Genomic DNA, 3,979 nt, shown 5'->3' with positions numbered 1-3,979 from the left:
GGGCGATGGCCAGCCAGCCGAGGCTGTCGACGGCGCGCAGCGGGGCGCAGCCGTAGGCCAGGCCGGTGAGCAGTGTGGCGAGCAGGGCGAGGGTGACCGCGAGGGCGGTGCGGTGGCGCGGGGTGGTCCGGGTGGCGACGGGGGAGACCGGGTCGTAGCCGGTCACCGGGACGCCGGGCATGCCGGGGGCGACGTACCCGTCCGGGGTGTCCAGGACGGGTGCGACCGAGAAGTGCTGGGCGGTGCGCGGACGGTTCGATGAGCCGTCAGTGCCCGGTGCGGTTGCGGTCATGGGCGTCGAATCCCCCCGGAAAGACGATGAGCTGCCGCACGGTAGCAGCGCCCCGGGCAGATCTTGGCGAGTTTTCGATCACAGATCGGGCACGGAGCGCCGTACCCGTTGCGGTTCGTCCCGGGTTGGGTCGGGGGCCGGGTGTTCGGGGGCCCGCGGGACAGGGGATGATGGAGGCTTGGGCGTTCGGGCCCGGGGCCGGGCCGACGCGCCGTCACCACGACCGCCAGCAGCACATGGGGGAACGTTCCGAATGACCCAGGCGCAGGGTTCCACCGGCCGCCTCCTGGCCGGCCGCTACCGGCTGAACGGCGTGCTCGGGCGCGGTGGTATGGGCACCGTCTGGCGCGCCGAGGACGAGATGCTGGGCCGGACCGTCGCGGTCAAGGAACTGCGGATGAACGCCAGCGTCGACGAGGAGGAGAAGCACCGGCTGATCGTCCGGACGCTGCGCGAGGCCAAGGCGACCGCGCGGATCCGGCACAACTCGGCGGTGACGGTCTTCGACGTGGTCGACGAGGACGACCGGCCGTGGATCGTCATGGAGCTGGTCGAGTCCCGCTCGCTGGCCGACGTGATCCGGGAGGACGGGCCGCTGGCGCCCGGGCGGGCGGCGGAGATCGCGCTGGACGTGCTGGGCGTGCTGAGCGCCGCGCACGCGCTGGGCATCCTGCACCGGGACGTCAAGCCGTCCAACGTGCTGATCGGCGAGGACGGCCGGGTCGTGCTCACGGACTTCGGGATCGCCAGCGTGGAGGGCGACGCCTCGGTCACCTCCACCGGGATGCTGGTCGGCGCGCCCTCGTACATATCCCCGGAGCGGGCCCGGGGGCAGAAGCCGGGGCCGCCGGCCGACCTGTGGTCGCTGGGCGGGACGCTGTACGCGATGGTCGAGGGGCGGCCGCCGTACGACCGGGGCTCGGCGCTGGCCACCCTGACGGCGGTGATGACCGAGGAGCTGGTCCCGCCGGTGAACGCCGGGCCGCTGCTGCCGGTGATCGAGGGGCTGCTGGCGAAGGACCCGGCGGAGCGGCTGGACGCCTCGCAGACCCGCTCGATGCTCAAGCGGGTGGTCGCGGAGGCGACCGCGAAGGCCGAGTCGACCACCGAGCACGCGGTGCCGGTGGAGAAGCCGGCTGAGCCGTCTGCCGAGAAGCCGGTGGAGAAGCCTGCGGAGGAGCCGTCCTCGGCGAAGGGCGAGGAGGCTCCCAAGCGGACCGTGGGCGGGCTGCTGGGGACGGTCCGGGTGGGGAGCCGGGCCCGGGACGAGGAGCCGCCGGCGGAGCCCGCCGCGAAGCCGGACGGCCCGGCGGCCGCTCCGGAGGCCGAGGCGATCCGGCCGGTGACCAGCGAGTGGACGATGGGCGCGACCCAGGCGGCCGGGGCCGATCCGCGCAAGGGCCGGCGGCGGCTGGCGGTGGTCACCGTGGTGCTGGTGCTGCTGCTGATCGCCGGGGTGGTCGCGGTGGTCCGGGCGGTCGGCAGCGGGGACGGTGCTTCAGCGGGCGGGAGCACGAACGGCGCGGGGGCCACCTCGCCGGTCGCGGCGACCACCGAGGCCACCCCGGAGCAGAGCCCGGAGGCCCCGTCCACCGAGCCCGAGTCCACCGAGCCCGCGCCCGCCGGTACGGCGGCCGAGCCGCCGGCCTCGGCGGCCGTACCGCCGTCGCCGGTCACCACCGAGGCCCAGGCCCTCACACCGACCCCGACGCAGCCCGCGCCGGGTGGTGCGGTGCCGGCCGGGTACCACGCGTACCAGGATCCGAGCGGGTTCTCGGTCGCCCTGCCGGACGGGCTCCAGCCGACCGGGTCGGACCCCAACCGACGGATCTTCAAGAGCGCCGACGGCAGCCAGCTGCGGATCGAGTGGACCACCTCGCCGCGCCCGAGCGCGCTCGCCGACTGGCAGGAGTCCGAGCCCGGTCTGCGCGGGCAGGTCACCAACTACCAGCGGGTGAACCTGGCGGCGATCAACTACCGGCAGTGGACCAACGCGGCGGACTGGGAGTGGACCAGCGGCTCGCCCCGGACGCACTCGCTCAACCGCGGTTTCGTGACCGGCACGCCGGCCAAGTACGGATACTCGATCTACTGGATCGTCCCGGACGCGGAGTGGGCCGCGCAGGCTCCGGTCCGGGACGTCGTCTTCAACAGCTTCCAGCCCGCGCCGTAGGAGGGTCAGCCGATCAGGCGCTGCTTGGCCCGGCTGAACTCCTCGTCGGTGAGTGCCCCGGAGGTCCGTAGGGCGGCCAACCGCTCCAGTTGGCCGATGAGTTGCTCGCCGGCCGAGAGCTCGGCGGAGGGGGCCGGGATGGCGGCGGGTGCCTGCGGCGGTGCGGTGCGGGCGAGTCGGGCGCGCTCCCGGAGCTGCTCGGCGAACACCTCGGCCTTGACCACGTCCTCGAAGCGGTGCGAGCCGGTCAGCGCGACCAAGGTGAGCACATCGCCGTTGAGCTTGGTGCGGGTGACGGTGGCGTCGGTGACGGCCGTAAGCGGAACCGGGACCGGCGGTTTTCCGTCCTTCAGGAAGAGGAACCGGTGGGTGGTCAGCACCAGCACCCCCTTGCGGAAGTGGTCGGGGTGGCGCCCGGCGGTGGAGGCGACCGGTTTCTCACCGTCGATTACGACGGCCTCGACCGTGCGGACCGCCTCGGCCTGGTTGGTTTGGCTGCTGTTTCCCGCCACCCTGAAGGCGGTGTCGATCAGATCGGTCCATTCCATGGGATCGAGCCTAAGGGCGCCGCTCAGTAGGCTGCGCGGTGAGCGAGAGGAACTGGCATGCGAGGCGGCCCCGGGCAGTTGCTGGCCGGGCGGTACCGGCTGACGGACCGTCCTGAACCGCTGCGCGCCCTCGCGGTGGACGAGCGGACAGGCGAGTCGGTTCTGCTGCGCGCCCTGGAACTGCCCGCGCTGCTGGCCGGTGGTCGGGACCCGGACGAGCCGGTGCCCGCGCAGGCGGACCGGCTGGTGCGGCGGGTGGCGGCGGTCGGTTCGGCCGCGCCGTCCTGGCACCCGCGCCTGCTGCGCGGGGTCGGGGCCTTCGTCGAGGGCGAGCTGCTGTGGACGGTCGAGGAGCGGCCGCGCGGGCAGTCGCTGGCCGAGCTGCTCGCCGCCGGGCCGGTGCCGCCGTACCGGGCGGCCGAGCTGGTGGCGGACCTCGTCGGCGCGCTGCGGGCGCTGCACGAGGCCGGGCTCTCGCACGGCAATCTGACCGCCGAGTCGGTGCTGGTCTGCGAGGACGGCGCGGCGATGCTCGGCGGGCTGCTCGCCGGGGTCGCGGAGGAGGCGCTGGCCGAGGACCTCGGGGGGCCGGGCGGCCGCCGCCGGTACGACGTGCGGGCCACCCTGGTCGGCCCGGTGGCCGAGCGCTGGCCTCTGGACGGCGGCCCGGCCGGGGACTGCTGGGCGCTCGGGGTGCTGTTGCAGCGGATGGTGACCGGTCGTTCGCCGTTCCCGGAGGGCACCGTGCCGGAGCTGGTGACGGCGGTTCGGGACGGGCGGCGCGAGCCTTCGGCGGTCTGCGGGCCGCTGGCGTCGCTGGCCGAGCGGCTGCTGCGGCCCGATCCGACCCTGCGGCCGACCGCGGAGGCGGTGCGCGGGGAGTTGGCGGAGCTGCTGGCGGGCGCGCCGGAGCCGGTCGACGAGGAGTGGGCGGCGCGGGCGGTGGAGCTGAAGCCGGAGGCGCCG

General features: G+C 74.8%; 4 protein-coding genes. 2 read left to right on the top strand and 2 right to left on the bottom strand.

Annotation, left to right across the window (positions count from 1 at the left end; translation table 11 throughout):
- The coding region (locus J0670_RS32405) for a hypothetical protein (protein ID WP_207815632.1) at window positions 1-292 on the bottom strand (292 nt) is incomplete at its 3' end.
- A gap of 253 nt (window positions 293-545) precedes the next feature.
- Between J0670_RS32405 and J0670_RS32400 the strand changes: the two genes are divergently transcribed.
- On the top strand, window positions 546-2,465 hold the full coding sequence (locus J0670_RS32400; protein ID WP_207815630.1) for a serine/threonine-protein kinase: 1,920 nt from the start codon (window positions 546-548) through the stop codon (window positions 2,463-2,465).
- Window positions 2,466-2,470: 5 nt separating this feature from the next.
- Here the strand turns inward: J0670_RS32400 and J0670_RS32395 are convergent, their stop codons facing one another.
- Window positions 2,471-3,013, bottom strand: coding sequence for an SHOCT domain-containing protein (locus J0670_RS32395; RefSeq protein ID WP_207815628.1), 543 nt, complete (start codon window positions 3,011-3,013; stop codon window positions 2,471-2,473).
- 57 nt (window positions 3,014-3,070) lie between these two features.
- On the opposite strand from J0670_RS32395, the gene J0670_RS32390 reads away from it, so the two are divergent.
- The coding region (locus J0670_RS32390) for a protein kinase (protein ID WP_374223214.1) at window positions 3,071-3,979 on the top strand (909 nt) is incomplete at its 3' end.

Origin of the sequence: Streptomyces sp. FH025 (assembly GCF_017427025.1) — a bacterium.
Taxonomy (GTDB): domain Bacteria; phylum Actinomycetota; class Actinomycetes; order Streptomycetales; family Streptomycetaceae; genus Kitasatospora.
This window is presented reverse-complemented; position numbering and strand designations above follow the sequence as displayed.